This window comes from Congregibacter litoralis KT71, assembly GCF_000153125.2.
In the GTDB taxonomy this organism is placed as follows: domain Bacteria; phylum Pseudomonadota; class Gammaproteobacteria; order Pseudomonadales; family Halieaceae; genus Congregibacter; species Congregibacter litoralis.
This window is the reverse complement of sequence record NZ_CM002299.1, coordinates 1077405-1102622: the sequence shown is the minus strand read 5'-3', so window position 1 is coordinate 1102622 and position 25218 is coordinate 1077405. Positions and strand designations below refer to the sequence as shown.

Here is a 25218-nt window from a genome sequence, read left to right as displayed (position 1 = left end):
AAATGCCTCAGACGCTACCGCTGCGATATTCGATGAGACGCTCAACAAAGAAACCCAGACCGCCTTCGGCCTGGGAGCGCGGCAGTGCCATCACTCGATCGCTGATCGCGCGCAGGGCCTTCGCGGAATCGCTGCGAGGATACTCCGTGACCACCGGTTTCTGGGCGCGCACCGCGCGACGGAGATACTCATCCCGGGGAATCGCGCCCAGGTAACCGAGGTGCACATCGAGAAACCGATCCGTCACCTTGCACAGCTTTTCAAAAAGCTGACGACCCTGAAGATCGTTATCCACCATGTTGGCAAGCACTTGAAAACGCTTGAGGTTGCAGTGCTGGTTCAGCACCTTGACCAGCGCATAACCGTCCGTGAGCGACGTTGGCTCGTCACATATCACCACAATCAGTTCCTGACAGGCGGCAGTGAAGGTCAACACCGTTTTGTCGATGCCCGCCCCGGTGTCCACAATCAGCGTATCCACGGGCACCGCCAGCTCACTGAACGCCCGGACAAGACCTGCCTGCTCCGTGGGCGACAATGCCGCCATACGGGCAACACCGGAAGACGCCGGTATCACCCGAATGCCGGCGGGACCCGGTATGAGGATCTCTTCGAGGCTGCGCTCCCCGGAAATCACGTGCTGGATATCGTATTGGGGCTTGAGACCGAGAGCGATGTCGACATTGGCCAGACCAAGATCTGCATCAAAGAGCAACACATCCTGGCCGCTCTCAGCCAGGCTCACTGCCAGGTTGACGGCTACGTTGGTTTTGCCAACGCCGCCCTTACCGCTGGTAACCGCTATGACATTGACCGGGGCTGCGCTGACCGTCACTGTGTTTTTATCCCCACCATTGTCTGATCACCGCTGCTCTTTACGCCATCTTGTGGAAGGGCAAGCTTCCCGAAAATGGCGCGTCCTTAAACCGCCGCCCGCAATGATTGCCCGGCCGTTGGGCTGTTTCCCAACTCCGTCAGCTGCACCGCGCGGCGCACCAGATCCATACCATCGGTCCGACGGAGATCTTCTGGTATCCGTTGCCCGTCACTGTATCCCAATACGGGCAGCTGCGAGCTGATCAAAACGTCTAACACGCCGCCCAGACTCTGAGCTTCATCGACTTTGGAAATGATAGCACCGCTGAGGGTGTGGGGCGCAAAGTTCGCAGCCAGCGCCCGACACTGAGATGGCTGCGCCGAGGCCGCGAGAACCATGAGATGCCGCACGGGCTTGCGGAGTTCGCGAATAAGCGCATATTGCCCCTGAAGCCTCGCGTCATGCTGGCTCATGCCTGCCGTATCGATGTAAATCCGTCGGCCCTGCATTTTGCGCAGGGCGAGGGAGAGCGTATGGCGGTCGCTGGCGGAAAATAGCGGTATCCCCAGAGCATCTGCAAAGCTCGCCAACTGCTCCTGGGCACCTATGCGGTAATTGTCCAGGGTAATCAAACCAACCATCTCCGGACCCAGACGCTGAATATCCCGCCCTGCGAGCCGCGCCACGGTGCTGGTTTTACCCACGCCGGTGCCACCGTAAACGGCGGTGATGTTGCCGGGCAACTGCTCCAGGTCTGAGGCCTGTAAGCGCTCCGCGAGGGCGGCCAGCACCTGCCGCCATCCGGCCTCCACGCGCTTCCCACTGGCGTGGTGATCAAGAAGCGCCCCCGCGAGTTTTCGCGACAGGCCCATGCGCAGCAGACGCTGGCGGAGCACCGATTGAGGCGCGCGGGTGTTAGCCGCTTCCTGCCAGCTGCGTGTCCCCAACTCCTTGTCGAGGATGCCGCGCAGACGCTGAAGCTCTCGCTCCAGGGCTTTGAGCTGAATTTCGTTGGTTGGTGTTGAGACGGCCTCGCGCTCCCTGGCGGGGCGCTTAGAAGCCCGGGGAGTCGCCCCGTTTACCGCCTGCTCCACATCCACGGCAGCAGTAATTTCGATCAGCCCGGCGACGCGGCGATTCGCGAGAATCAGGGCATCGGCACCCAGCTCTGCGCGAACCTGCGCCATGGCGCTACGGCTATCTTTTGCAGTGTACTTTTCAATTCTCATTGTCTCTCACCTCTATCTCAGGCCGCTGCGGTTGCAGCCCCCGCGACATTGTCCGCGCCCCTGTTGGCATCACCCCCGGGGTTACTGCCCACCGTCGCTACGACACGTATCGATTTACTCGGCGGTATCTCCTCGTAGGCCAAGATGTAAAAGTTACTCATCCGCCCCTTGAGAAGCCGGGACAAAAACAGCCGGATATTACTGGCAACCAGCAGCACCGGATTGTGGCCATCCGCCTCAAGCTTGCCCGAGGCCTGAATCACCTGCTGAATAACCGCATCCATCAACGAGGGCTCCAAACCACCGGGACTTCCCTGTACGGAGGAAAGCAATATCTGTTCCAACTGCGAGTCGAGCACCATTACGGGCATTTCCCGCGACGTACCGTTGACGGTCTGGAAGATGGCGGGGCCGAGAGCGACCCGAACTTTGGCGGTGAGAGCGTCAGAATCATGACCCTTGCCCCCGTTATCGGCGAGGGCCTCGGCGATGGTGCGCATATCCCGAACGGGGATACCCTCTTCGAGGAGGTTGTGAACCACCCGCGTCACCTCGGACAGGGACATCAAGCCGGGCACGAGACTCTCCACCAGCTTCGGTGAACTCTTCGCCAGTTTGTCCAGCAACTGCTGCACCCCGTCCTGCCCGATGAGTTCGTGGGCCTGGTTCTTGAGAATCTGACTGAGGTGCGTCGCAATCACGGTGCTGCTGTCCACCACCGTATAGCCCATGGTCTGGGCTTCATCCCGCTGGGACGCATCAATCCACACCGCATCCAGCCCGAAGGTCGGGTCCTTGGTGGCAACGCCTTCCAACTCACCAAACACCTGTCCGGGGTTGATGGCCAGCTCCCTGCCGGGAAACACCTCACCTTCACCGGCAATCACGTCGTGAAGACTGATGCGATAGTTATTAGGGGACAGATCGAGGTTGTCACGGATGTGCACCGAGTGAACGAGAAAACCCAGCTCCTGGGAGAGCTTCTTGCGCACACCCTTGATACGACTGAGCAAATCCCCGCCCTGATTGCGATCCACAAGAGAGATCAATCGATAACCGACCTCCAGGCCTATCTCATCCACCTGAGCCACGTCATCCCAGCTCAGTTCCTTGGCCTCGGTCGGCTTGGGCGCTTCCACAACCTCGGGCTCCGCAAGCTCCGGGGTGGGTTGGGCCCGCAGATATCCCACCACAGCGAGCACCACGGCAATGCCCAGAAACACCGTATTTGGCATACCGGGAACCAAGCCGATGATGCCGACGATCGTGGCCGCCACAAAGAGAATCCTGGGATTATCCGTGAGCTGCGACACCACCTCGGCGCCCATATCGGCGGTGCCGGACATGCGCGTCACAATAATCGCCGCGGCCGTAGACAGCAGCATGGAAGGGATCTGCGCCACGAGCCCATCACCGATGGTAAGGAGCACATAGTTCTCCGCCGCCTGGCTGGCGCTGAGATCATGCTGGAGTGTGCCGATGGCGAAACCACCGAGAATATTGATAAACAGAATCAGAATACCGGCGACGGCATCACCGCGAACGAACTTGCTCGCACCGTCCATGGCGCCGTAAAAGTCCGCTTCCCGGCCCACCTCTTCCCGACGTCGCAGGGCGTCATCCTGGGTGATCAGTCCCGCATTCAGATCGGCATCAATAGCCATCTGCTTGCCGGGCATGGCATCCAGGGTAAAGCGCGCAGTGACCTCAGAGATACGCCCCGCACCTTTGGTGACCACCACAAAGTTGATCACCACGAGGATCGTAAAAAGCACAAGACCGACGGCATAGCTGCCGCCCACCACAAATTCACCAAAGGACTCGATCACGCTGCCCGCAGCGGCCGTACCCGTATGGCCCTCCAGCAGCACCACCCGCGTTGACGCCACATTCAGACCCAATCGCAGGAGCGTGGAAATGAGCAATACCGTGGGAAACACCGCAAATTCCAGGGGCCGCCCGGCGTAGACGGCAGCCAGCAAAACGATGATTGCCAGGGCTATATTGAAGGTGAAGAGCACGTCGAGGATCACCGGCGGCAGGGGCAGCACGATCATCGACAGCAGGAGCATCATGACCAGGGGCGTACCGATTCCCGTCAAAAACGCCATGGGGCCGGCATTCGCGCCGGGCAAAGCCTTAGTCGTCGCCATCGCCTGGCTCCTCATCCATCAGATGTTGGTAGTTTTCCGGCACATCCAGATCCGTGGGCCGGGGCACGTAGTCCGTCGGACGCGAGCGACGCAACTGAAACAGGTAGGCCAGGACCCGGGCCACGGCGAGATACAGATCGCCGGGGATTTCGTCGCCCACCTCGGTGCTGGCATAGAGAGCTCTCGCCAGGGGCGGTGCTTCGTAGAGGGGCACGTCGTGTTCCGTCGCAATGGTGCGGATCTGCAAAGCCAGTAAATCCCGCCCCTTCGCCACAACCCGAGGAGCGCCGGCGCCGTCCGCATAGGACAGGGCTATGGAGACGTGGGTCGGGTTCGTGATGACGACATCCGCTGTGGGCACATCCTGCATCATGCGCCGCTGGGAGACCTCGCGCTGGAGATTTCGAATGCGCTGCTTGACCTCCGGGCGACCATCGGTCTCTTTCATTTCGTCGCGCACTTCCTGCCGGGTCATGCGCAGCTGTTTGTTGAAGTTCCAGAGCTCAAAGGGCACATCAAACATCACGATGAGGACCATCGCCGAACTCAGAACGATCAGCGCGATCACCAGCATGCTCACAACCCGGCTGCTTGCCTCGCCGGGCGTCAGGGCGCTGAGCGTCAGGATGTCCCGCTCAAAGGCCATGATCATGAGATAAGCAACGGCCATGAGCAGGAGAAACTTGATGAGCGCCTTGGCGAGCTCAGCGAGACCCTTGAGGGAAAACACTCTGCCCAATCCTTTTACGGGATCGAGTTTCTCAAGCTTGAAGGCCATGGCCTGAACACTGAAGGACCAGCCGCCCATAAGCAGAGGCCCGGCAAGGGCCGCCACCACGGTAACCGCAAACAGCGGAGCGAGGGCCAGAAGCGTCGCCGAAGCCATGTGCATGAACCGCACGGGGAGCTGCTCCGCATCAAAGGCCGCCGCGCGATCGACGCTAAAACCCGAGATTGTAATCGCAAAAAGGTCATCCACCAGACTGCCCCCGAGCACCCAGAGACCCACACCCGTGATGAGCAGGGAGAGCATGGTGTTGAGCTCCCGGGAACGGGGCACCTGGCCTTTTTTCCGCGCCTCTTCCTTGCGGCGCTCTGTTGGCGGTTCCGTGCGTTCCTGACCTGTCTGTTCTTCAGCCACCGCGCCCTCCCCTGATTACCCCAGCACCAGCAGAGTCTGCTCGAGCCCGAGGCTGAGAAAACGCTGAAGCGTAGAAATGAACATGGGAAGCGCCAGAAGCATGAACACGAATCCGGCAATGATGGTCACGGGAAAGCCCACGGCAAAAATGTTGAGCTGGGGTGCCGCCCGGGTGATCACGCCAAAGGCGACGTTGATCATGAGAATCGCCGTCAGCGTAGGTAGGGCCAGGAGCAGTGCGCTGGCAAAAAGCTGCGTACCCAAAGACGCCACGTTAGAAAACATGCCCTCGGGGCTGATGGCGCTGCCCACGGGCACCAGGCCAAAACTATCCACCACCGCGCTGATGAGAATGAGGTGCCCGTCGATGGCCAGAAACAGCAAGGTGGCAAGCACCACGTTGAGCTGACTGACCACGGGCACCTGCACACCGTTTTGGGGATCCACGGACATGGCGAAACCCAGGCCCATGCTCATGGCGACGCTATGCCCCGCCACCACCACGGCAGCAAACACCAGTTGCATCACAAAACCCATGACCAGACCGATGGCCACCTCCCGCAACGCCAACACCAGACCCACGGCGGACAGGGGCTCCACCACGGGGGTGGTGGGTAAGAGGGGTGCTACCAGAGCGGCGACCAGCACGGCAAGAAGCACCCGCACCCGGACGCTGATGGAGGAATAGCTGAATATGGGCGCCGCAAGAAACATCGCCGATACACGCAAAAAAGGCCACAGGTAGGTGTGCAGCAAGAGGGTTAATTCTTCGGGGGTGAACTCCATGGCGTTCACCCGAGGAGGGACGGGATCTCTAGAAAGAGCCGCCGGGAGAAGCTCACCACCACCTGTATCATCCAGGGGCCCGCCACAAAAAGCGCGACCACCAGGGCCAGCAGTTTAGGAATAAAGCTGAGGGTCATTTCCTGAATCTGGGTCGCCGCCTGGAAAATACCGATGAGCAAACCCACGGCCAGAGCAGATAGCAGCAATGGGCCCGCCAGCAGCACCGCCAGCCACAGCGCATCCTGTCCTACCGCAAGTACTGTTTCCGGTCCCATGCTCCGCTCCTACACCGTAAAACTGGTGACAAGGGTGGCAGCGATGAGCGACCAGCCATCGATGAGCACAAACAGCATGAGCTTGAAGGGCAGGGAAATGAGCATGGGCGACAGCATCATCATGCCCATGGACATGAGCACTGCGGCAACCACCAGATCAATAATCAGGAAGGGCACGAACATCAGAAAACCAATCTGAAAAGCCGTCTTGAGCTCGCTGGTGAGAAAAGACGGGAGCAGCACTACCATGGGTACATCATCCCGGGTGTTGAATGGCTCGTAGCCACCAAGCTCTGCAAACAGTAATAGATCCGTTTCCCGGGTCTGCCCGAACATGAACTCCCGGAAAGGTATCTTCGCTGCGTCCAGGGCTTCGCTAAAACCCACGGTTTCGTTCATGTAAGGCTGGAGGGCCGTAACCCAGGCCGTCTCAAAAACCGGCGCCATAATGAACAGGCTCAGGAACAGCGAAAGACCCAGGATAATCTGGTTGGACGGTGTCTGGGCCGTACCCAGGGCCTGGCGCAGGATAGCCAGGACGATAAGAATCCGGGTAAAGGACGTCATGGTGATGAGCGCTGCGGGAATCAGCGTCAGCAGGGTCATGAGCAGCAGAATCTGGATGCTCATGGAGTAGTCGTTGCCACCGGCGGCGCTGGGCTGTACCGATACCAGAGGAATCCCCGCCTGCGCCAGTGCCGTTTCAGGCATCAACAGCAGCATCAGCGGTGCGACAATAGCGAGAAGTGTTTTCACGACTTGCTGCCCAGCGGATTTGCCGCGCGCAAGACAGCAGCAAAATCCGGTGTCGGGGTCTGCGTCGCTTCCTCAGTCACCAAAGCTTCGGGGAGTACATGGAGCTTGCGCACGGAGCCGGGAGCTACGCCAATGAGCAGCTGCTCGCCACCCACTTCCATGAGCACCACCTTTTCCCGCTGACCAACACTGGCGCTGCCCAGGACGCGCAGGGCGGAGCCGCTGGTTCCCACGGTGCCGTTAAAGCGCTTGAGAAAATAAACCACGGCAAAAAGACATACGAACACCAGGACCAGGGAGCCGAGGACCTGAAACAGGTAACCGGCACTGAAGAGCTCCGGGGAGCTGCCCGTCTTTGCGATGCCCACCGCTTCCTGCGCGGTTTCCTGCACCTTTTCCTGGGCAAGGCTTCGCGACGCAATCAGCGGCATGAGCAAAACCGGCAATGGTGAGCGCAAGGTCTTCATTTCAGTTTCTTGAGTCGCTCCGACGGACTGACGACATCGATGAGCCGCAGACCGAACTGCCCGGCGGATTCCACCACCTCACCGCGGGCAATGAGGGTGCCGTTCACCATCAGATCCAGAGGCTCTTTCACGCCCCGGTCCAGACTGACGATGGATCCCTGGTTCAATGCCAGGAGATCCTTGATGGGTAACTTTGTACGGCCGATCTCTACGGACAGAGTGACCTGCACATCCATGAGCAGATCCAGATCGATCTTGCCACCGGCACTTGCTGCCGCCGGAGGTGCCGTGCTCTGAAGCTCCTCGGGAGGCTCAGCTGCTACGGCGTCTGTCGCTTGTTCATCACTCATTGTGTTCTCCTTGCCTTAACTTGCTGCGGGAAACAGCAGACTGGCCAACCGATGGAGTTGCACGGCTTTTACGCCGTCGAAACTGCCGTAACGTCCCTCTGCCAGGGTGACGTTGTCGACTTTCAAACTGACCTGCTCCGCCGGAGCCAGGGGTATGACCGCGCCGGCCTCGAGTTCAAGGAGGTCTGCCAATGCGATGGATTGCGTCGCCAGCACACCGGCCACTTCCAATTCAATGCCCGGCAACTCCCGGCGAAAAAAGGGTTCCCAGGTCTGCCCCTCGAATACATCATCCTGTTTCCGCGGCGGCGCAAAGCGCTCTCGGTAGGGCTCCAGCGCGGCGAAGGGAAGCATCACGCTGAGCGCACTGGAAAAATCTCCGGCGCTAAGGGTAAAAGCGATACGCAACAGCATTTCCGAAGCCGGCAACATTTCCAGGCGATCGGGCATGCCGAGGGTGTTGATCTCCCCGGCCTCCAGAGGCAATTTGTCGACCCAGGAATTGATCATGCTGCTGAGCTGAAACTCCGCAATACGCTCGGCAAGACGCAGCTCCGTGGGAGTTAGATTGCTGCGCGCAGATTCCGCGGGGCCACCGCTGCCACCACCGAAATAGGCGTTGACGACAAACGACAGCAGATCAGCAGGGGCGATGGCGAACACGGGACCCGCCAGAGGCGAGAGCGTGGTAGTGCTAACCGCAACGGTGCGCTCAAGAGACGCCACCGCATCAGCAACGGTTAACAGGGAGGGGGTATCACCACGGACAGTGAACTCAATGGAGAATCCGGATTCCAGAGCCTCCCCCAGTGCCTCTGCGTGACGTTCCACCAGAGGCCCGAGGGCGGTAAATTCGCGGAGCAGTGACTGCTCCCGCGCGGCAAAGTCAAAGCGACGGAATTGGCCATCGTCAGCAGCATCAGCCGCCGAGGTGTCGTCGTCAACGCTTTCCATGAGCGCATCGATCTCACCTTCTGTCAGGACGTCTTCACTGGCCATTCCCGCTCCATGATCATTGCAAGACAAAGTTCTCGAAGTAAATCTTCTCGATACCGTCCGGGGGTGTCAGCCCCAGCGCCTGATTTACCGCCTTGAGCGCGTCCGCACGCAGTGCGTCCTTGCCCTCTATGGTTTTCAGTGCCCCAAAATCCTGCACACTGAACAACGTGATCAATCCGTCGCGTATCGCCGGCATATCCCGGGATGCCTGATCGATGGCGTCCTGGCTATAGCCCATAAGCTGCATCTCAGCCTGGACGTAGCGGGTTTTTCCCTTGTACTCCAGGTTCACCAGGAGCTTTTCAACGTCCAGATACAGGGGCACTTTGGGAGCCTCCTCGACGACCTCTTCAACGGCATCCGCTTCTGCCTCGTCGCCGCCGGAGAGCAACAAAAACGCCGCTGCACCACCTCCAAGCAAAACGACAACCGCCACGATGACAATGATTAACTTTCCCTTGCCTCCGGACTTTTTTTCGGCTTCCGGAGCATCTCCACCCAGGTTCAAGTTGTCTTTGTCAGCCATTTGTTCTCTCCCGTGTCATCGGCTTTTCGCTGGTCCGCCGCGCAGGAATACACGGAGAAGACTCAGCAATTGCCATACCAGTGGAAATTTCCACCATAAATACAATGAGTTACAGATACTTGGGGTTGCCGGGCGCCGGTATTTTGACGTCTTAAAATGACCCGGACGTCAGTAAACACACACCCTTCAGCAACCCCGTTAAGGTCCCGGGAAAGATGGTAGAACGAAAGACGCCCGGAGAAAACGATTCCCCGCGGAGATCACCGGCGGTACAGACGCGGGGAGCGTCATGGCGACGCTCAGATCGGCCTGAAAATTAAGATCAGCTGGATTGGGCTTGCGCGAGGGATTCCGGCACTCGGTTTAAATATAGGTGTCGATGCGCGCCTTGCCGGCGTCATAAATCAGCGACCGGGAATCGTCGCTGTCTGCAGCATCGGCGACAGCGGCTTCATCCGCTGAAGACTTACCCTCACCCCGTTCACCACTCTCACTGCCACGGCCGAGATCACCCTGCCCCACGTCCGACTGGGCCAGCTGCAGACCACTCTGCTCCAGCATCTCCCGAAGTCTGGGCATGGACTGTTCAATAGCATCCCGGGCCGCGAGGGTTTCGGCGGTGAACACCACTTTGGTTTGATCACCCTCGGTGGTCACGGTCACCTGCAGGCGACCGAGTTCAGCAGGGTGTAGCTGCAGACGCGCTTCTCTCACACCGTCACGCACCAGGGTCTTCATTCGGGCCGTGAGCTCTCCAGGAAACTCGCCATCATCCGGCGCCCGCGTGAGGGAGTATTCCGGCACGGCGGCGGTCGCTGGCGTAGCCGATGGCGGCGTAGCGCCGACAGAGGGACTGAGCACCGCGGTGGCCGGGGTTGCGCCCGTCGGTGTCAGTCCTTCACCCCGAGGTGTTGAGACAGCACCGCCGGAGATGTCGCTCAAGGTCGCACCCTGCATCTCTGCGACGGAGCGCTGCCCTGTATGCTCAGAGCCCATGCCGGAACGCAACCAGTCTACGGTGCTGCGATTCAGGACATCCGTCACGCTTGTAGGGCCCGAGGCCTGAGCCGTCACGGCGCGCCGGGTATCCATTGCGAGGGCGTCGCCCGGAGACGGGCTCCGGTTAGGATCCGCAGCCTCCGCTCCCGTCAGAGGTTTGGAAACAAAGCCTGCCGTGGCGGAAGCGGCCGTCTCCGCGGTCGCTGCTACCGACCCGTTAACTGCTGCGGTGGTCGCCCCGGGGGTCACCACAGGGGAATTCGAATTAGGATTCGCTCCGGATTTGACCGTCTCTGCAGCAGACACAAGCGCACTGGCTGCAGAAGACAGCTCTGGCGATCCCTGAGACAGCGACACCGGCGGCGCCGAAGTGCCGGATGCCGACAGGAGCTCACCGCCCTTCCCTGCGGCCGCAGCTTGGGTGCTCGCCGTTACCAACCCGTTGACCGCGGATGGCTCCGCGGTTTTCAGGGAGACATCTCCCGGTGTTTTTGCATCACCCTGACCGGGTAGCGGCCATTCACCCACGGCGGTTGACCCCGCCGGCACAGTTATTGGCTGAGCATCCGAAGGGGTTAACCCGGCAGCAGATTCACCTGGCGCGAGGGGCGAAAGGCTGGCCGAAAAGGCCATTGGGGCCGGCGTGGTTTCTCGGGGCGCAGAGGAAGATACAGCGGTAGTATCGGCCTTGGACCCCGCTTCCATGCTCGCTACACCCCCTTCAGAGCGGGGATCGGGCTTGACTGTCGCTGCAGTGGCTTCTGTGGCTTGAGTGCTGGCAGCCTCGCGCGCAGTGCTTTCGGCAGTGTCTTTCCCTTCCTGCGGCAAAGCCTTGCCGGCGGCTTTCTCCGCTCCTGCCTGCCCGTCGGTGCTTTTTTCTGACTGAGCGTCGCGGGATCGCTGACCGTCCAGAACTTTGGAGAACGCGCTATTTTCGCCACTTTTAGCTTGATAATTGCCGACTTTAGCGGCTTTTACCCCCGCAGTCTCCGTGGGAGCTACGGTGAGCAAGGGCGAGTTAACACGGTCTGCCATGACGGCCTCTTCTGTTTCAAACGATCGACTTACATCAACAGAGCAAAGCCTATGCCAATTCAGGCACCCGAATCGTGACGCTGGAGGCTCATTTCATCGCTCTGCTTTTGCTCCTGCTTGTCCGTCTCGCGAAGAAGATCGAGGCGCCCGCGGTTCACAAGCTCATCCACGCTGGAACGTCGCAGACTCCGATCGACAAGGGCCTCCCGATGCGTCTCCAGCTCTGCCTCGCTGCGACTCACCTCCTGATCCTGGTGGCTGATAGCGTCGTTAAGGTTGCGAAGAAACAGGCGGTAGTCCGCCAGCTGCCGGGCATCCATCCCGGTGCTCGCCATCGCCTGAAGACGCTGCTCGTACTCCTGTTTGAATTGTTCGAGCTGGGAGCGGCGGGCGGCAGACTGATCCAGAGCCTGCTGGCTTCGCTGCAGAGTGCCCGCTGCACGACTCTCCTGGGAGCGCGCAAGCATGGCCACCTTGTCGAGTTTATCGAGCTCCATCAGCCTGCCGCTGTTCCATTACCAAGATGTCGCGCCGTGTTTTGAAGATCGCCAAGGCTCTGCGCCATATCCACCTTCTGATGCTGGGGCTGGCGAATGATCTGGCGAAGGGGCTCGTGGGCGCGGAGGGCCTGATCAATCTTTGGATCACTGCCATGTTCGTAAGCCCCAATGGAAATCAAATCCCGGTTCTGACGATACACCGAGTATAGCTCTTTCAGGGCCCGGGCAAGGTCCTGCTGCCCCTCATCAGCAATACCGGGCATGGCCCGACTCACGGACGCCTCCAGATCGATAGCAGGAAACAAGCCCGAATCCGCCACCTGGCGCGAGAGCACAATATGACCATCGAGAATGGCCCGGGCGGCGTCGGCAATGGGGTCATTGTGATCATCACCCTCCACCAGCACGGTATATACCGCGGTGATGGACCCCTCGGGACCGTTCCCTGCCCGCTCCACCAGATTAGGGAGCAAGGAAAACACCGACGGCGGATAACCCTTGGATACCGGGGGTTCTCCAACAGCCAGTCCGATCTCCCGCTGCGCCTGAGCGAAGCGGGTGAGGGAATCCATCAGCAGGAGCACATCACGGCCCTGATCGCGGAAATATTCGGCAATCGCCGTGGCGCGCCAGGCGCCATGCACCCGCATCAACGGCGGGTAATCCGCAGGCGTTGCAACAACGATAGCCCGGGCGAGCCCCTGGGGCCCCAGAATATCCTCGATAAATTCCCGTACCTCGCGACCCCGCTCTCCCACCAGGCCCACGACAATGACATCGGCCTCGGTGTGGCGGGTCATCATGCCCAGGAGCGTGCTTTTGCCGACACCACTGCCCGCGAAGAGCCCCAGGCGCTGGCCCTTGCCCATGGTCAGAAAGGCATTGATAGCTCTGACACCCACGTCCAGAGGTTCCCGAATGGGGCGACGGTCCAGGGGGTTGAGTGCTTTTGCCCGCAAGGCCACGCTGTGGCTGCAATGGGGCGCAGGCCCACCATCAAGATAACGACCGGCGCCGTCGATGACCCTGCCAAACAGCTGTTCGTCAACGGCAACGGTCGCGCGCTCGCCCAGGGGCTGCACCCGCGCGCCGAGCTGCAGGCCCGACACATCGCCCTCGGGCATGAGCACCAACCTTCCCTCGGCAAAGCCGACAATTTCCGTGTCCACCACGGTACTGCCACTCACCACGCGACAGCGCTCGCCAATGGCGCCATCACAGCCCTCTGCTTCGAGCTTCATGCCGACCATACGCATAAGCCGACCTTCACAGAGAAGCTTCGGCGCGTGCACATGAGCAGCGAGGGTGTGCAGTCGCTGCCCCACGCGCTGTTGCTGTAGCTGACGATGGGTCAGGCCCGAGGACATGCCTCTCACATCTCCTCGGACGAGAGATCGGGAGAGGCACTCTCTCTGACGGTTGCCGCCTGCGGCGTATCCTCCAGTTCCTCGGGAACCCCGGCATCGGCACGGAGCGCTCCCAGGGCAGCCTCGATGCGCGATTCCACGGACGCATCGACAAAACTGTGTCCGGCGCGAAGCTGCAATCCCCCGCGCTGCATACCCGGACTCTCATGAACTGTGAAGCGCTCATCCGTGACCAGGCCCAGGTCCCGGCAAAGCGCCGCATCCTCGGGGTTCAGGCGCAACTCCACGGGTACCGACACGGACCCGAGAGCCGCCAGAGCATCGGCCAAAACCTGCTCTATATCCACGCCTGCTTCCAGCTCCCGGCGAACCACCGCCCTCGCTACGCGCTCGGTGATCGCAAGAAGCTCCCTGAGGAGCACCGCATCCGTATCCTCAAAAGGTGCTGCCATGGCGTCCAGGAGCGCGCGCAGCTCGCCGACAATACTCTCGGCCTGGGCCCGCCCGGCGGCAAGACCTTCGGCGTAGCCTTTATCAAAACCCTTACGACGTTCCGCCTCTTCGTCAATCGCTGCGGCCTGCGCATTCGCCGCGCGCGCCCCGGGGGCTCCCGCCTGTGACAGGGCGTCGAGCACCGACGGTGACCAGCGGTCCCCGGCCTGATCGGACTCAGACAAAGTCATCTCCGCCCTTGCCAATCATAAGCTCGCCTTCGTCTGCCAACTGTTTGGCGGTACCCAGAATTTCCTTTTGCGCCGCCTCTACCTCCGCAAGCTTCATGGGACCTTTTGCCTCCAGGTCCTCGCGGAGCATATCGGCGGCCCGGGACGACATATTCCCAAAGAATTTTTCCTGCAATTCGTCATCAACGCCTTTCAGTGCAACGACCAGGGTATCTACGGAAATTTCCCGAATAAGGCGCTGCATACCGCGATCATCCAACGCCGCGAGATCATCAAAGACAAACATCAGCTCGGCGATTCTGTCGGTAATTTCCGCATCGTTTTCGCGCAGGGATTCCATGACCGAGGCTTCGAGATCCGCATGCACGTTATTCATGATGGCGGCGGCACTGGTCATACCATTGACCGCGCGGGGTGGCGTCTTGGAGGCGCGACCGAGTTGCTTTTCAAGCACCTTATCCAGCTCCTCCATGGCCGCCGGATCGATCATCTCAAGCCTGGCAATGCGCAGCACAAGATCCGAACGAATCCCTTCGGGAAGCTCCCCAAGAACCTCGGCAGCCTGCTCCTCTTCCAGGGAAGCCAGGACAATCGCCATAATCTGGGGATGCTCTTCCATGATGATGTCCGCAACACTGCCGGCATCCATCCATCGGAGAGCCTCGATCCCGCGGGTTTTTGCTTTGCCAGGCATCACCTTGGAGAGCATGCTGCGGGCTTTTTCTTCCCCCAGAGCCTGTACCATCACGCGCTGGGCAAAGTCTGAGGCACCAATCCCCAGGGGATTGATGGACCCCGCCTTGGTATTGAATTCGTCGAGAACCTCCGCCAGCTGATCATCGGAAACCCCGGAAAGCGTCGCCATGGCCTCGCCGACCCGCTGGACTTCCCGAGGTTCCATATGACGCATGATCGACGCGGCGGAATCCTCCCCCACGCCGAGCAAAAATATAGCGGCCCGCTGTGCGCCGCTCAGCTTAGATCCTGCCTCAGCCATCATCTGATACCCAATTCCTGACTACCTGCGCGGCCCGGTCGGGCTCGCCTGCGGCGACGGACCGCGCCATCTGCAACTGTTGCTGGTACCCACCAGCTCCCCCGTCACCGGAGGTGCCTGGCAGTCCCGCCTGATTCTGTCCACCCAGGGTCACCTGATCGTCACTCATGCCCGCGCCGCCCAGCGCCGCGACCGCCTGTCCGTCAGGTCCCTGAATACCCTGCGGTGATTGCATCATAGGCACGGGCACCGCGGCAAACTTCACGAGAGGGCGCACTACAACAAAAATCAGGCTCAGCAATACGATAAGCGCCAGGAGGCCTTTGCCCAGCTGCCAGATCCAGTCCTCCTCAAGGATAGAGCTTTCGATCACCGCATCCTCGATCGCTGGTGCTTCAACGAAGGATGCGCTAATCACGCTCACCGTATCACCTCGGGCGGCATCAAAGCCTACGGCCTCGCGCACCAGGGAGGTCACCTCATCGATGCGCTCCTGGGGCATGGGTTCCCGCGTGGTGGTCCCATCGTCGGCGGTGGATTCGATGTAGTCGAGGACAACGGCAATCGACAGCTTCTGCAGAGTGCCCGGCGTCTCTCGAACGTGACTGATGGTCTTGTCCATCTCATAGTTAACGGTGGATCGACGACTGGTGCGGGCGGGGGGAATCGCACCGAGCTGAGCCGTTGCATCGACATTCACGCCCGTATTGACACCCGCGTTGGCACCAAGATTTGGCTGAGCCTGCTGGGCCGTCACGGTGGTATCAATGGGCGGCTCATTGGACAGCGTGCCCGGCACACCGCCGCCGTAGGGCTGATTGGAAGTCTCCTCAGAGGTCTGCTCACTGCGCACCCGCGTGTCGGGGGCATAGGTCTCCTCCGTACGCTCTACCCGCGTGAAATCAACATCGGCCGCCACCTGCGCCCGCACGGCGTTGGCGCCAAGAATGGGTTCGAGGATATCGACGATACGCGCGCTCAGATTGGACTCCAACTGTCGCGTGTACTGGAACTGATCCTGGGTAAAGGCAAACTCATCATCCCGGCCTTGCTGGGAGAGGAGCTTGCCCTGCTGATCCACGACGGACACCTGCTCGGACTCCAGGTTAGGTACGCTGGACGCCACCAGGTGAATAATGCCCGCGAGCTGACGATCGTTGAGGGTCCGTCCCGCATAAAGATTCAGCATCACCGACGCCGCGGGCTGCTCCCGCTGCCGGAGAAACGCCGATTGCTTGGCCATGGCGAGATGCACCCGGGCACCGCGAACATTGTCCAGGGCGCTGATGGTTCGGGCGAGCTCCGATTCCAGGGCGCGGTGAAAGCGTGCCTGCTCCATAAAGCTGGACAGGCCGATCTCCTGCTCCCGATACAGGCTTTCGAAGCCCACGCCTTCACCGCGGGGATAGCCATCGCCAGCGAGAAGAAGACGCGCGCGATGCACCTCACCCGCGGGTACCGCAACCATGCCGGTGCGCTGATCCATACGGTAGTCCATGCCGTTGGCTTCCAGCGACGCGATCACGTCATTGGTGTCCTCGGGTGCCATAGTCCCGTAAAGAGGCTTGTAGTTGGGCTCTACCACCCACTGCACCATCCCCATGGCCAGGGCAATACTCGCCGCGAGGCCGATGAGCAAAGCTAATTGGCGGGTGGCCGGCTGGCGGGAAAATCCGCTAAATCGGTTAAATAAATTGTTGTCGATAGCTTCAGCCATGGTTCCGCGCTCTCAATGGTTCAATGCTACAAAATGCCCTGAATCGCAGGTTTACACCTGCATGCTCATGATTTCCTGATAGGCCGTCAGCAGTTTGTTTCGCACTTCTGTCATAGCCTGAAACTCCAGACCTGCCCGCTGGGAAGCGACCATCACCTCGGTTACGGAAATCTGTGGATCCCCCGACTCAAAAGACGTCGCCAGGGACTTCGCTTCCATCATGGAGGCGTTCACTTCTTCGATGGAGTCCTGCATCAAACTGGAGAAGTTGGCACCGGATGCCGCATCGGGCGCCGCGGTCTCGGAACCCGCAGCCGCCGCCATGGTGCGCATCTGCGCAATCACCTGGTTAATCGCTATATCACTCATGATTTTTCAACTCCTCGGTACGCTTATTCGTTCGTCACGCTGTTTCGTTTGTCATTGTTCATGCTGTAACTGTCATTGCTATGCCGTGGCTCAGGCCGACGCAGGGAGACTGATACCCTGCTCCCGCAATCGCGCGAGCTTGTAGCGCAGGGTCCGTGGACTGATCCCAAGGCGCTCGGCGGTATCCTTGCGATTCCCCCCGGTCGATTCAAGGGCCTGGAGAATCAGCTCCTGCTCGCGGATTTTCAGATCCCCCTCGAGTGCGGGGCGACCCGCGGGCACTGGACTCAAAGGTTCCGCACTGGCGCACAGCTGATCACCCAGAAGCAAATCCGCCTCACTCAGCACATCGCTGCGCGCGAGAATGACCGCTCGCTGCACACAGTTCTCCAGCTCCCGGACATTCCCTCGCCAGCTGTACTGCTCCAGGGCCTTTTCTGCCGAGGCATCGAAGGAGGCGCCGGGTTTTGGGGCGTAACGGTCAAGAAACAGCCTCGCCAGGGGCAGAATATCCCCCGGACGCTGACGTAAGGGCGGCAGATTCAGGGGCAGCACATTCAAGCGGTAGTAGAGATCCTCACGGAAGTGCCCGTCGCGCACTTCCTCCTCCAGCAGGCGGTTGGTCGTAGCAATCACCCGCACATCAAGGGGAATGAGCTTGTTGCCTCCCAGGCGCTCCACTTCGCGCTCCTGCAGCACGCGGAGCAACTTTGCCTGGAGCCCAAGATCCATCTCGGAGATTTCATCCAGGAGCAGCGTGCCACCGTTGGCCTGCTCAAATTTTCCCGGACGCGACTGGTAGGCACCGGTATAGGCGCCTTTCTCATAACCAAAGAGCATGGATTCGAGCATATTCTCGGGAATTGCGGCGCAGTTAACCGCCAAAAAAGGCCTGCTCGCCCGCGCCGACTCACTGTGTATATAGCGCGCCAGCACTTCCTTACCGCAGCCGGACTCACCGCTCACCAGCACCGTTGCATCGCTGGGTGCGATTCGCTTCGCCAGGACACTGAGCTGCTGACTGGCGGGGTCCACCGCAATAAAGGGCAGATCCGCTTCCGCGGGAGGCTGCATACGGGCAACCATATCCAGCAGCACCTGCGCCTCAAAGGGCTTCAGGAGGTAATCGGTCGCGCCATCGCGCATAGCGGAGACGGCATCGCGCACGGACCCGTGGGCCGTAATCATCACAAAGGGCATTTCAGGTTTTCGGCTGCGTACTTCCCGGAGTAGGCCGTGACCGTCCAGCTCATCCATCTGGACATCGCTGATCACCATGTCAAAGCTTTCCGCATCCATACGGGACAGGGCTTCGCGACCGTTGCCCGCAGCGACGGCGCTATAACCGCCGAATTCGATGGTGTCGCAGAGCGCATCGCGGAGCGTATCGTCATCCTCTACGATCAGTACCCGGGTCGCCTGGTTCATGCATTAGCCCTCTCAGCGTTGTTAAGGGTGCTGGATACCACGGCACCACCGCAGGTCGCCGCGGTATCCAGCAAGGGAAGATCAATGAGAAATTCTGCGCCGCCCTGGAGGCGATTCCGGGCGCGCACTTCGCCCCCGTGATGACTCACGGTTCGCGCAACCACGGCGAGACCGAGGCCCGTGCCCTGGGCGCGCGTGGTGAAAAAGGGATCGAACAATCGGGGAAGAACTTCCGGCGCGATGCCCGGTCCGTTATCCCGAACGCAGATTTGCAAGGAATTGTGACTGGTAGCGCCGGCCCAGAGCTCGATACGAACATCATCGCCCGCCACATCCACGGCGTTCTGAACAAGATTCGCCAGGGCGCCGATGAGGTCTTCACTGGCGCCCGAGAGAGACAGGGTGTCGTCAATGGGGGTGACGGTAAAGCTCGTGGCCGCAGGCAATGTCGGCCGCACCACCGCTTCCAGCGCCGTCATCACATCGCGAAGGAGCAGAGGTCGCATTTGCGGACTACCTCCACGCACAAAGCTGAGCATGGATTCGATCAAACCTTCCATGTGCTGAAGGCGGCCTGCCAGGCGGTCACAAATCTTTGTGCGCTGCTCCGCCGGGAGATCATCCCGTCCGAGCTGTGCCAGGTAGAGGGTGGTTGACGATAAAGGGGTGCGGATCTGATGCGCCAGGCGCGCCGCCATTTCACCCAGGGCAGCGAGGCGCTGACGCCGGCCCAACTGCGCCTGGAGATCGTGAAGCTCCGTGGTATCGGTGATCAGCACCACCTGTTCGCCGTCGCCTTCGAGGGGGCGGCTGCTCATGGATAACTGTCGTTGGCCGCCATGATTGTCCTTAAGCTCCGGGTTACGCTCGGCGACCTGCGGCCAGGTTTCTCCCAACAGGGGTTCACCAAGCATATCCAGGGCAGCGGGGTTGGCGTCACGGATGGTGTCTGCGCCGTCGAGGATCATCACCCCACCGGGTAAGACCGCGAGGAGTGAGGCCAGACGCCCGAGAAGCCGCTCTTTTTCGGCCAGCTCACGCAAACGGGCGCTGCGACTGATGGCGAGCTCTGCCCGGAGACGCAATACCTGCTCCTGCATGTTGCGGTAGCTGCTATCGAGTTCCCTGGAGACCTCCGTGAGCGAGGCGAGGGAACGCGCATCCAGGGACGCCCGCTCGGCGGCTTCCGTGCTCTCTGCCGTGGAAATCTGTTCCATGCCTGTACTGTCCGCATCCGGTATCTCGAATACAGAGCATTGCAAGACTTGTGCCTAATAAATTATTGTTTTATTTCAGCCACTTATGATTTCAGAAGGGGTTGAACGTCAAGACTCTGGCGCGCCGTCGGGCCGGGCAATCTCGTACTTGCGCATTTTCTCCACAAGCGTCGTGCGCTGCAGATTCAGCATCTTCGCCGCCCGGGCCACCACCCAGTCACTCTGCTCCAGAGCCTGAACCATCAGGGAGCGCTCAAGATCTGCAAGATGAGTCTTGAGATCGAGACCGTCACCACCGAGGAGCACCGGCGACTCATCCGCCTCCCCAGGCCCAGCACTGACACCGGCAGCGGCACCGGGCGAGGCAACGCTGTGCCGTGCATCCGAGGCCGCCATGGACGCCGCCTCCTCCCCCCGCAGCGCCACCTCGGAGACCTCGCTTTCCGGTGGTGCCTGCTCACCGGCGAACTTCGGCGGCAAATCAGCAACGGACACGGGGTGATCCGGATGCAGGATCGCGAGACGCTCCACCAGGTTCGATAGCTCTCGCACATTCCCGGGCCAGGGGTAACGCATGAGACAGCGCATGGCGTCGTCGCCGACAGACACCGAGCCCCGCTGCTCTTTTTCCATGAGCTCTACGAAGCGTCGCACCAGCGCGGGCACGTCTTCAACGCGCTGGCGCAGGGGCGGAATATCAATGGGAAACACATTGAGGCGATAAAACAGGTCCATGCGGAACTCGCCGGCATCCACGCGCTTTTCCAGATCCTGATGCGTCGCCGCAATCACACGGACATCGCAGTCCTGGGTTTTGTTGCTGCCCACGCGCTCAAAACAGCGCTCCTGCAACACCCGCAGAAGCTTTACCTGCATCTGCAGGGGCATATCGCCGATCTCGTCGAGAAACAGGGTCCCGCCGGTTGCCATCTCAAAACGGCCCTGACGGCTGCTGATCGCCCCGGTAAAAGCGCCTTTTTCGTGACCGAAAAGTTCCGACTCAAGAAGCTCCCCGGGGATAGCACCACAGTTGACGGGGACAAAGGGACCTCGGGCTCGTGGCGACAGCCTGTGGATGCCCCGGGCAACCACTTCCTTGCCCGTGCCGGACTCCCCAAGAATCAGTACCGAGGCCTCGGCGGGTGCTACCTGGGCGATGAGGCGACGAATTCCCTCAATCTGCGCACTGCTGCCCACCAACTCCCGCGCCAGTTTTCGACTTGCTTCGCGAAGCGCTTCTGCAGCGTCATCCACGCGGATACCCCTTATGTGTGCAGATCATTAAAAAACTCAAGGAGTTTCAATGCATTAGCACAGCAAGTCAACTTTTTGACGCTAACAGCAGTAATCTCGGATCAGCTTTCACCCGAGGAGCGCTTAAAGGCTACCTCACGACGGTGATGCCGGAAGATAAGTTTCTCCAGCCAGGATTTTGCGGCGCCGGTCAGTCCCGTGAACTTGACCTTGGCCGTACCCTTCGCAAAGTCCTCGGCGGTGGACACCACCTCGCCGTAGCAACACAGAGGCTTGGGAAGCCCCCGCTGAATATATAGCTCCAGATAAATCGTAGCCCCGGGCTCGGGGACATCACCCTTCCAGGCAACACCCGCAGCGGATACGCGCACGGGGCTGGTATCCGGAATATCCAACTGGTGGTAGATGAGGGTGCCCACAAGATCCAGAAGCAGATTCACTTTCAGGTCGAGGCGTGCGACTTCCTGAGCAACGATACCGGAGGAGGATTCCTGCTGCTCTTTCTGACCACCAGCGTCGCCAATCACCGATACCGCCCGCAAAAAATCCTCGTTGGAGGCATTCACGAGCGCCAGATGTTTCTGATCCAGCTCATGATCAATTTTGCGCCAGGCAATGGAAATATTGTCGCTGTAGGCGAGACCGCCTTCGGATTTTTTTTGAGTTTCAGTCACTGCCTCTCCACCCCGTCACGCCCGCAAACATCCTAGCTAGATTTAAAGCTAGCACAGGAATGGCGGGAATGGGCAGGTGCTAGCCGGGGGAGTGCTGAATGTCCTGGTAGCTCCCCAGGGCCGAGCGGGTTCTAGCCTGGCTGATGCCCTGCTCGAGCACCGAATCCCGGGCAGAGGCCAGCAGCCCCATAAGCTCATCATTGAGGTGGAGCATGACGGCAAGGGCCTCGGACACCAGCTCACTGTGCTGGGGAGCGACCGCCTCGGAAAAACACAGTTCGAGATCCGCACGCCGGTTACGCTCAAGCTCGGCGACCTCGTCCCAGTCGCCGGCATTGGCGTGTTCGAGCATGGTTCGCGTTGCGCTCAGGACATCAGCAAGGCGCCGGCATTGCCCCGTGGCATGCTCGGTACTCAGGTCCTGTTCAATACGTGTCATGGCGGGATCCCTTAAAACGCAAACGGCTACCGCAGGGCTTCGGGAATCTGATCCCAGCCACTCTTAATGTCGCGAAGGAGGCTGCTCACTTCATCCAGCATGGCAGGGTCACCCGTGGTGCCCGCCTCGAGAAGCCGTCGCTCCATATAGTCATAGAGATCCGCAAGCTTGCCCGCCAGCTCGCCACCCTGCTCATGATCAAGGCTGGCGCGCATGTTGTCGATAATCGTAATGGCCTTACCCAGTAATGCACCCTGAACCGCGGTATCGCCGCGCTCCATCGCGCCCTTCGCCGACGCGATGCGATCCAGGGCACCGTCCATGAGCATAGCGATGAGATGGTGAGGACTGGCGTCATCAACCGCGCTTTGTACTCCGACGTTCTTGTAAGCGTTCAGTGCCTGACTTGCGTTCATTGGTGGTGCCTCAAGAATTCATTAATTGTTTGAGTTAGCGCCGGGAATCGGGATATTCGCCAGCTGCTGCGTGATGAAAGATCCGGTGCTGGATATGTTAGCCAGGAGCGTGTCCAGGGCATTGAACTGGCGACGGTAACGAGACTCCAACGCCTCGAGACGACGATCCAGTGCGTCTCGATCATCTGCGATGCGATCAACGCCGCTCTGCAAACCATCGGTGCGTAGATCCAGCACGCCGTTAGTCTGGGTCAGTCCCTCGAGCACGCCGTTAAGCGCAATGCCTATACCGTTGGAGACGGTGATGTCACCTCTGGCGCCGAGAGCTCCGCCGCTGACCGTGAGCCGCACGCCCTCGGCGCTGCTCCCGGCAGCCGCGCTGAGGAGCTGTCCGTTACCGGTGGCTGCTACGCCGCCAATGGTGCCCGCGACATCGACGCCGGCGGTACTGGCTGCGCCCGCGAGACCCAGCCCCGTCGTGGTATTGCTGTTGATCGCGACGCTGCTCTCGGAGCCAAACTGTGTTGAGGTAATCTGCAACTCAAAACTGGCGCTAAAGGCGACGGATACATTGATGCCCGCCTCCGCGAGGGCGGCGTCTCCGTTGATACGCGATTGAATCTCCGCTGCCAGGGCATCGGCGCTGTTGTAGCTGCCTTCGGTAAGGCTGATGTTTGCCGAGTCAACACCGTTCACACTCAGGCTAAAACTGTTGTTGCTGCTATTGAGCACCACCGCAGAAGCGCCGGGATCGGTGATTGCAGTGCCCGTAAGGCTGCCCTGGGAGGCCAACTGGGTGATGTTGACCGCATAGCTACCCACCGCGGTGTCCGCCGTCGCACCCTCAAAACTGATGGTGCTGTCTGCAATAGAACCAACCTGGGCAAACACACCGGCGACGCTCTCAAAATTGTCGGTCAAGGCCGCATCAAGGGTGCTGTCGTTCACGGACAACGTGCCGTTCGCCTGGGTGGTGACTCCAAGTTCAGCCAAAGTGCTGAAAGGACCCTCAAAGCCATCGGCCGATGAACTGAGCGCCGAGCGTACCTGATTGATTACCGAGCGTGCGGTAAAGTCACCCTGCAGAGGCGCTGCTGCGCCCGTCTCCGCGTTGAAAGCCGTGAGGTTATTGGCGGTGCTCACAAAGCTGTTGTACGCGGTTACGAATCCATCGATGGCAGAGCGCACAGCCGATGTGTTCTCACTCACGGACAGAGTCGCTGGGGTATCCGTGGTATCGCGCAGCGTCAGGCTGACGCCATCGATCACATTGGCTACGGAGTTAGTCTCGCTGCTGAGGGATAAGCCGTTAATGCTGAACGCAGCGCTTTGCCCCGCGACGGTTTGTTCCAGATTGTCGGCGCTGGCGTTGAAGGCCAGCCGGGAAAGCCCCTCATTGTCGTTATCCAGACCGTCGCCGGTATCGTCCACCTGCACTTCGATGCTGTTCGATGCTCCGGTTTGCTCCGAGCTCAGAAGCAAACGAAACCCGGTGCCATCGTTGACTATCGCGGCCGCCACACCAATGTCGGCTTCGTTGATGGCATCACTCAGGCCCTGGAGGGTGTTATTGCTGCTGTCGATGGTGACGGATGCGCTGGCGCGATCGGCGTTGACCGTAAACCCGTTGTAATTGGCAGGATTGAGATCAGCTGCCGGCGTGTAGTCCGTGGTACCGAATCGGAACGTCAAGGTCCCTTCTCCCACGGTATCCGTGAGACTGGTAAAAGAACCCGACGCGAGCGATTGAGCCTGAGCGAGTTGATCGACCTGAATCTGATAGCTGCTGGGCGCCGCGTTGGTACTCGCACTGACGGAGACTGCAGCGGCGTTGCTGCTGGTGGCACTGCGCTGATTAAAGGTGTTCTGGTTGGTGAGGCCGGCAACGCTTGACTGCAGGCCCGACAAAGCGCCCTGGAGAGTACCAAAAGCCGAGAGTTCACTGGTGAGCTCTGCTTCCTGGGTCAGCAGACGGTTCTCGGCGGGGGCACGCTCGGCGTTAACCAGCGAGGTGACCAGTCCTTCGATGTCCAGGCCGGAGCCTATACCCGTTGCCGCAACCATAACTTATTCCGCCACATCACCTTTTGCTTGCTGAATGTTTGCCAGGAGCCGCTGGCACCGATCACAAACGATGCATGATTGATGCCAGCAAACCGCGAGTGACTGCTTTAGCTCTCGCTATCCATGAGCAAACCTTTTACCGGAGCTGCTGCGTCGGCACTGGCCTGTTGGTCAGCGATGAACCGCGCTATCTGCAAAATCTCCTCAGCCGGTATCTGCCGCACGACTTCATCGGTATCCGTGTCCAACACCTTGATGACCGTAGCGCCAAGATCGCCATCTACAGAAATCTGCAGAGAACGGGACACTGTCTGTATGTACTCCGAAATATCCTGGGTTGCCTGCGCAAGTTCCTGCGCTGACTGCTTTTGGGCCTGGGCTGCGGGCGCGCTGTTGCCGCTTGCGGCGACTGCTTGCCGATCGACTTGTAAGGTAGAGCTTGGTGCAGAGATGCCTGTAGGAGCAGCTGCTGGCTTGGATTCCGCACGCGGCGCGGTGGTCCCGGTATTCGGGATCGGCGCTGCTGTCGTAATCGGATTAGCCATATTCATACCTCCTTA

The 25218-nt window shown here is 60.1% G+C and carries 26 protein-coding genes and 1 pseudogene; all 27 read right to left on the bottom strand.

What is annotated here, in order from left to right:
- Positions 1-7: 7 nt before the first annotated feature.
- Positions 8-835, bottom strand: a complete 828-nt coding sequence (locus KT71_RS05150; RefSeq protein ID WP_008292499.1) for a MinD/ParA family protein — start codon at positions 833-835, stop codon at positions 8-10.
- Positions 836-921: 86 nt separating this feature from the next.
- Positions 922-2046 (bottom strand): flagellar biosynthesis GTPase FlhF, encoded by a 1125-nt coding sequence (flhF, locus tag KT71_RS05145; protein ID WP_023659990.1) that lies wholly within the window; start codon positions 2044-2046, stop codon positions 922-924.
- A gap of 17 nt (positions 2047-2063) precedes the next feature.
- Positions 2064-4199 carry a flagellar biosynthesis protein FlhA gene (gene flhA, locus KT71_RS05140; RefSeq protein WP_023659989.1) on the bottom strand — a complete coding sequence of 712 codons (2136 nt, stop codon included), beginning with the start codon at positions 4197-4199 and terminating at the stop codon, positions 2064-2066.
- Positions 4186-5340, bottom strand: coding sequence for a flagellar biosynthesis protein FlhB (gene flhB / locus KT71_RS05135; RefSeq protein WP_008292503.1), 1155 nt, complete (start codon positions 5338-5340; stop codon positions 4186-4188). Before flhB ends, flhA begins: the two co-directional genes overlap by 14 nt.
- A 15-nt stretch (positions 5341-5355) precedes the next feature.
- Positions 5356-6126 carry a flagellar biosynthetic protein FliR gene (gene fliR / locus KT71_RS05130; protein ID WP_023659988.1) on the bottom strand — a complete coding sequence of 257 codons (771 nt, stop codon included), beginning with the start codon at positions 6124-6126 and terminating at the stop codon, positions 5356-5358.
- Positions 6127-6131: 5 nt separating this feature from the next.
- On the bottom strand, positions 6132-6401 hold the full coding sequence (gene fliQ / locus KT71_RS05125; RefSeq protein ID WP_008292506.1) for a flagellar biosynthesis protein FliQ: 270 nt from the start codon (positions 6399-6401) through the stop codon (positions 6132-6134).
- Positions 6402-6410: 9 nt separating this feature from the next.
- The gene (gene fliP, locus KT71_RS05120) at positions 6411-7124 is read right to left on the bottom strand and encodes a flagellar type III secretion system pore protein FliP (protein ID WP_152025324.1); all 714 of its coding nucleotides are present in this window, start codon (positions 7122-7124) and stop codon (positions 6411-6413) included.
- Between the two features lie 29 nt (positions 7125-7153).
- Positions 7154-7624, bottom strand: coding sequence for a flagellar biosynthetic protein FliO (gene fliO / locus KT71_RS05115; protein ID WP_023659987.1), 471 nt, complete (start codon positions 7622-7624; stop codon positions 7154-7156).
- Complete coding sequence (gene fliN, locus KT71_RS05110; RefSeq protein ID WP_008292511.1) at positions 7621-7974, bottom strand: flagellar motor switch protein FliN; 354 nt, start codon at positions 7972-7974, stop codon at positions 7621-7623. The genes fliO and fliN overlap by 4 nt, the downstream gene beginning before the upstream one ends.
- A gap of 15 nt (positions 7975-7989) precedes the next feature.
- The gene (locus tag KT71_RS05105; protein ID WP_008292512.1) at positions 7990-8973 is read right to left on the bottom strand and encodes a FliM/FliN family flagellar motor switch protein; all 984 of its coding nucleotides are present in this window, start codon (positions 8971-8973) and stop codon (positions 7990-7992) included.
- Positions 8974-8986: 13 nt separating this feature from the next.
- A complete protein-coding gene (locus KT71_RS05100; RefSeq protein WP_008292513.1) occupies positions 8987-9499 on the bottom strand; it encodes a flagellar basal body-associated FliL family protein in 513 nt (170 codons plus the stop codon).
- 363 nt (positions 9500-9862) lie between these two features.
- Positions 9863-11533 (bottom strand): flagellar hook-length control protein FliK, encoded by a 1671-nt coding sequence (locus tag KT71_RS05095; protein WP_008292514.1) that lies wholly within the window; start codon positions 11531-11533, stop codon positions 9863-9865.
- A 59-nt stretch (positions 11534-11592) separates the two neighbouring features.
- Positions 11593-12030, bottom strand: a complete 438-nt coding sequence (fliJ, locus tag KT71_RS05090; protein ID WP_008292515.1) for a flagellar export protein FliJ — start codon at positions 12028-12030, stop codon at positions 11593-11595.
- Positions 12030-13400: a FliI/YscN family ATPase gene (locus KT71_RS05085; RefSeq protein ID WP_008292516.1), complete on the bottom strand. Its 1371-nt coding sequence runs from the start codon at positions 13398-13400 to the stop codon at positions 12030-12032. Before KT71_RS05085 ends, fliJ begins: the two co-directional genes overlap by 1 nt.
- A gap of 5 nt (positions 13401-13405) precedes the next feature.
- The gene (locus KT71_RS05080) at positions 13406-14083 is read right to left on the bottom strand and encodes a FliH/SctL family protein (RefSeq protein WP_008292517.1); all 678 of its coding nucleotides are present in this window, start codon (positions 14081-14083) and stop codon (positions 13406-13408) included.
- Entirely contained in the window at positions 14070-15083 is a 1014-nt protein-coding gene (gene fliG / locus KT71_RS05075; RefSeq protein ID WP_008292518.1) for a flagellar motor switch protein FliG, read from the bottom strand. The genes KT71_RS05080 and fliG overlap by 14 nt, the downstream gene beginning before the upstream one ends.
- Entirely contained in the window at positions 15073-16797 is a 1725-nt protein-coding gene (fliF, locus tag KT71_RS05070) for a flagellar basal-body MS-ring/collar protein FliF (RefSeq protein ID WP_008292519.1), read from the bottom strand. The genes fliG and fliF overlap by 11 nt, the downstream gene beginning before the upstream one ends.
- A 51-nt stretch (positions 16798-16848) precedes the next feature.
- Positions 16849-17166, bottom strand: a complete 318-nt coding sequence (fliE, locus tag KT71_RS05065) for a flagellar hook-basal body complex protein FliE (protein WP_008292520.1) — start codon at positions 17164-17166, stop codon at positions 16849-16851.
- Between the two features lie 90 nt (positions 17167-17256).
- A complete protein-coding gene (locus tag KT71_RS05060; protein WP_008292521.1) occupies positions 17257-18594 on the bottom strand; it encodes a sigma-54-dependent transcriptional regulator in 1338 nt (445 codons plus the stop codon).
- Positions 18591-19811, bottom strand: a complete 1221-nt coding sequence (locus tag KT71_RS05055; protein ID WP_008292522.1) for a sensor histidine kinase — start codon at positions 19809-19811, stop codon at positions 18591-18593. The genes KT71_RS05060 and KT71_RS05055 overlap by 4 nt, the downstream gene beginning before the upstream one ends.
- Before the next feature lie 108 nt (positions 19812-19919).
- Positions 19920-21065 carry a sigma-54 interaction domain-containing protein gene (locus KT71_RS05050; protein ID WP_008292523.1) on the bottom strand — a complete coding sequence of 382 codons (1146 nt, stop codon included), beginning with the start codon at positions 21063-21065 and terminating at the stop codon, positions 19920-19922.
- 101 nt (positions 21066-21166) lie between these two features.
- A complete protein-coding gene (locus tag KT71_RS05045) occupies positions 21167-21739 on the bottom strand; it encodes a PilZ domain-containing protein (protein WP_008292524.1) in 573 nt (190 codons plus the stop codon).
- Between the two features lie 79 nt (positions 21740-21818).
- Positions 21819-22178: a flagellar protein FliT gene (locus KT71_RS05040; RefSeq protein ID WP_008292525.1), complete on the bottom strand. Its 360-nt coding sequence runs from the start codon at positions 22176-22178 to the stop codon at positions 21819-21821.
- Positions 22179-22204: 26 nt separating this feature from the next.
- Positions 22205-22594, bottom strand: coding sequence for a flagellar export chaperone FliS (gene fliS, locus KT71_RS05035; RefSeq protein WP_008292526.1), 390 nt, complete (start codon positions 22592-22594; stop codon positions 22205-22207).
- Between the two features lie 21 nt (positions 22595-22615).
- Positions 22616-24658 (bottom strand): flagellar filament capping protein FliD, encoded by a 2043-nt coding sequence (gene fliD / locus KT71_RS05030; protein WP_008292527.1) that lies wholly within the window; start codon positions 24656-24658, stop codon positions 22616-22618.
- A 3-nt stretch (positions 24659-24661) separates the two neighbouring features.
- Positions 24662-24754 (bottom strand): annotated as a pseudogene (locus KT71_RS21310) (hypothetical protein); the annotation flags it as partial.
- Between the two features lie 11 nt (positions 24755-24765).
- On the bottom strand, positions 24766-25203 hold the full coding sequence (locus KT71_RS19640) for a flagellar protein FlaG (protein WP_023659986.1): 438 nt from the start codon (positions 25201-25203) through the stop codon (positions 24766-24768).
- Positions 25204-25218: the final 15 nt, after the last annotated feature.

Excerpts from the sequence above, each read along its gene's own strand:
- fliN (WP_008292511.1), bottom strand. The coding sequence starts at position 7,974 with ATGAGTGATGAACAAGCGACAGACGCCGTAGCAGCTGAGCCTCCCGAG.
- KT71_RS19640 (WP_023659986.1), bottom strand. The coding sequence starts at position 25,203 with ATGGCTAATCCGATTACGACAGCAGCGCCGATCCCGAATACCGGGACC.
- fliS (WP_008292526.1), bottom strand. The coding sequence starts at position 22,594 with ATGAACGCAAGTCAGGCACTGAACGCTTACAAGAACGTCGGAGTACAA.
- KT71_RS05085 (WP_008292516.1), bottom strand. The coding sequence starts at position 13,400 with ATGTCCTCGGGCCTGACCCATCGTCAGCTACAGCAACAGCGCGTGGGG.
- fliD (WP_008292527.1), bottom strand. The coding sequence starts at position 24,658 with ATGGTTGCGGCAACGGGTATAGGCTCCGGCCTGGACATCGAAGGACTG.
- fliG (WP_008292518.1), bottom strand. The coding sequence starts at position 15,083 with ATGATGGCTGAGGCAGGATCTAAGCTGAGCGGCGCACAGCGGGCCGCT.
- fliO (WP_023659987.1), bottom strand. The coding sequence starts at position 7,624 with ATGAAGACCTTGCGCTCACCATTGCCGGTTTTGCTCATGCCGCTGATT.
- fliR (WP_023659988.1), bottom strand. The coding sequence starts at position 6,126 with ATGGAGTTCACCCCCGAAGAATTAACCCTCTTGCTGCACACCTACCTG.
- flhF (WP_023659990.1), bottom strand. The coding sequence starts at position 2,046 with ATGAGAATTGAAAAGTACACTGCAAAAGATAGCCGTAGCGCCATGGCG.
- fliJ (WP_008292515.1), bottom strand. The coding sequence starts at position 12,030 with ATGGAGCTCGATAAACTCGACAAGGTGGCCATGCTTGCGCGCTCCCAG.
- fliP (WP_152025324.1), bottom strand. The coding sequence starts at position 7,124 with ATGCTGCTGTTGATGCCTGAAACGGCACTGGCGCAGGCGGGGATTCCT.
- fliQ (WP_008292506.1), bottom strand. The coding sequence starts at position 6,401 with ATGGGACCGGAAACAGTACTTGCGGTAGGACAGGATGCGCTGTGGCTG.
- fliF (WP_008292519.1), bottom strand. The coding sequence starts at position 16,797 with ATGGCTGAAGCTATCGACAACAATTTATTTAACCGATTTAGCGGATTT.
- KT71_RS05080 (WP_008292517.1), bottom strand. The coding sequence starts at position 14,083 with ATGACTTTGTCTGAGTCCGATCAGGCCGGGGACCGCTGGTCACCGTCG.
- KT71_RS05060 (WP_008292521.1), bottom strand. The coding sequence starts at position 18,594 with ATGAACCAGGCGACCCGGGTACTGATCGTAGAGGATGACGATACGCTC.
- KT71_RS05095 (WP_008292514.1), bottom strand. The coding sequence starts at position 11,533 with ATGGCAGACCGTGTTAACTCGCCCTTGCTCACCGTAGCTCCCACGGAG.
- KT71_RS05040 (WP_008292525.1), bottom strand. The coding sequence starts at position 22,178 with ATGACACGTATTGAACAGGACCTGAGTACCGAGCATGCCACGGGGCAA.
- fliE (WP_008292520.1), bottom strand. The coding sequence starts at position 17,166 with ATGAGTGATATAGCGATTAACCAGGTGATTGCGCAGATGCGCACCATG.
- flhA (WP_023659989.1), bottom strand. The coding sequence starts at position 4,199 with ATGGCGACGACTAAGGCTTTGCCCGGCGCGAATGCCGGCCCCATGGCG.
- KT71_RS05105 (WP_008292512.1), bottom strand. The coding sequence starts at position 8,973 with ATGGCCAGTGAAGACGTCCTGACAGAAGGTGAGATCGATGCGCTCATG.
- KT71_RS05100 (WP_008292513.1), bottom strand. The coding sequence starts at position 9,499 with ATGGCTGACAAAGACAACTTGAACCTGGGTGGAGATGCTCCGGAAGCC.
- KT71_RS05055 (WP_008292522.1), bottom strand. The coding sequence starts at position 19,811 with ATGGAACAGATTTCCACGGCAGAGAGCACGGAAGCCGCCGAGCGGGCG.